2 protein-coding genes are annotated in these 1,779 nt (G+C 75.9%); both read left to right on the plus strand.

Features of this window, described 5'->3' with window-relative positions:
• The coding region (gene rnc / locus CWIS_RS11690) for a ribonuclease III (RefSeq protein WP_048343469.1) at positions 1-651 on the plus strand (651 nt) is incomplete at its 5' end.
• Between the two features lie 3 nt (positions 652-654).
• A complete protein-coding gene (gene mutM, locus CWIS_RS11695; protein ID WP_048343470.1) occupies positions 655-1,602 on the plus strand; it encodes a bifunctional DNA-formamidopyrimidine glycosylase/DNA-(apurinic or apyrimidinic site) lyase in 948 nt (315 codons plus the stop codon).
• Positions 1,603-1,779: the final 177 nt, after the last annotated feature.

Here is a 1,779-nt window from a genome sequence, read left to right on the forward strand (position 1 = left end):
GCGCACGAGGCCGGTGGCATCCCCACCAACGAGCGCCTGGAGTTCCTGGGCGACACCGTCCTGGGCCTCGTGGTGACCGAGTCGCTCTACCGGTCGCGTCCCGACGAGAGCGAGGGATCGCTCGCGAAGATGCGTGCCGCGACGGTCTCGCAGCGCGGCCTCGCGGGCGTCGCCCGCGAGCTGGACCTCGGGCGGTACGTGCTGCTCGGCAAGGGTGAGCTCGCGACCGGCGGGCGGGACAAGGACTCGATCCTGTCCGACACGCTCGAGGCCGTGTTCGGCGCGATCTATCTCTCGCACGGGCTCGAGACCGCGCGCGCGGTCGTCGAGCGCCTCGTCGGACCGACGCTGGCGAACGCGGCCCACCTCGGCGCGGGGCTCGACTGGAAGACGTCGCTGCAGGAGCTGTCGGCGGGCCTGGGTCTGGGCGCTCCGCACTACGACGTGCAGGGCGAGGGCCCGGACCACGCGCGGACGTTCACCGCCCACGCGGTCGTGGGCGGCGAGGTGCGGGGCACCGGCGTGGGCCCGGCGAAGAAGCTCGCGGAGCAGCAGGCGGCCGAGGCCGCGTACCTGGCCCTGCAGCGCGTCGCGGCCGACCTCCAGGGCGCCGACGTCGAGGGCGCGGGGCTCGCCACCTCCGCGGGCTGAGCGGTGCCGGAGCTCCCCGAGGTCGAGACCGTCCGAGACGGGCTCGAGCGGCACGTGGTGGGTCGTCGTGTGCTCGGCGTCGACGTGCGTCGCGAGTACAGCGTGCGACGGCACCTGGGTGGTCCCGCGGACCTCGCCGGGCGTCTGCACGGCCGCACGCTCGCCGCGGCGGTGCGCCGGGGCAAGTTCCTGTGGGTCCCGCTCGCGCGGTCCGAGGGCGAGAGCGACGACGCGATGCTGGTCCACCTCGGGATGAGCGGTCAGCTGCTCGTCCGCTCGGCCGAGGCGGTCGCGGCGGACGGGGCGGGGCACCCGCACCTGCGCGTGCGTCTGCTCCTCGACGACGGCGGGGCTCTCGACTTCGTCGACCAGCGGACGTTCGGCCATGTCAGCGTGCAGGACCTGGTCCCCACCGTCGACGGCGCACCCGGGGGCCGCGGCTCGTCGTCGCCGACCGTGCCCGAGCCGGTCGCGCACATCGCGCGCGACCTGCTCGACCCGGCGCTCGACCGCCCGGCGCTCGTGCGCGCGATCCGCTCCCGGCGCACGGGCATCAAGCGCGCGCTGCTCGACCAGGGCCTCGTCTCGGGCATCGGGAACATCTACGCCGACGAGGCGCTGTGGCGCGCTCAGGTGCACTTCGCACGTCCGACCGCGGCCCTGCGACCGGCCGACGTCTCGCGCGTGCTGGACGCGGCGGCCGAGGTCATGAGCGAGGCGCTGGTCCAGGGCGGGACGAGCTTCGACGCGCTGTACGTCAACGTCAACGGCGCGTCGGGGTACTTCGACCGCAGCCTCGCGGTCTACGGGCAGGAGGGCCGCCCGTGCCCGCGGTGCGGCACCCCGATCAGGCGGGTGGAGTTCATGAACCGCAGCGCGGCGTTCTGCCCGCGGTGCCAGCCGCCTCCGCGCGCGCCCCGCGACCCCCAGCGCCGCACGAAGCGCGGCTGAGCCAGGCCCGGGCCCGGCCCGGTCAGCGCCTCGGGGCGCTGGCGCCCGTGCGCGGCACGACGTTGGGCGGATCCTGGCCCGCGTCGTACGCGCGAAGGGCGGCCGTGAGGAACGTGCCCGCGTGCTGCGGCCGCCCGCCGGCGGCGTGCGGGCTCACGAGGATCCGCGGCTCGCCCC

It is taken from the genome of Cellulomonas sp. A375-1, from assembly GCF_001040865.1.
Classification (GTDB): Bacteria; Actinomycetota; Actinomycetes; order Actinomycetales; family Cellulomonadaceae; genus Cellulomonas; species Cellulomonas gelida.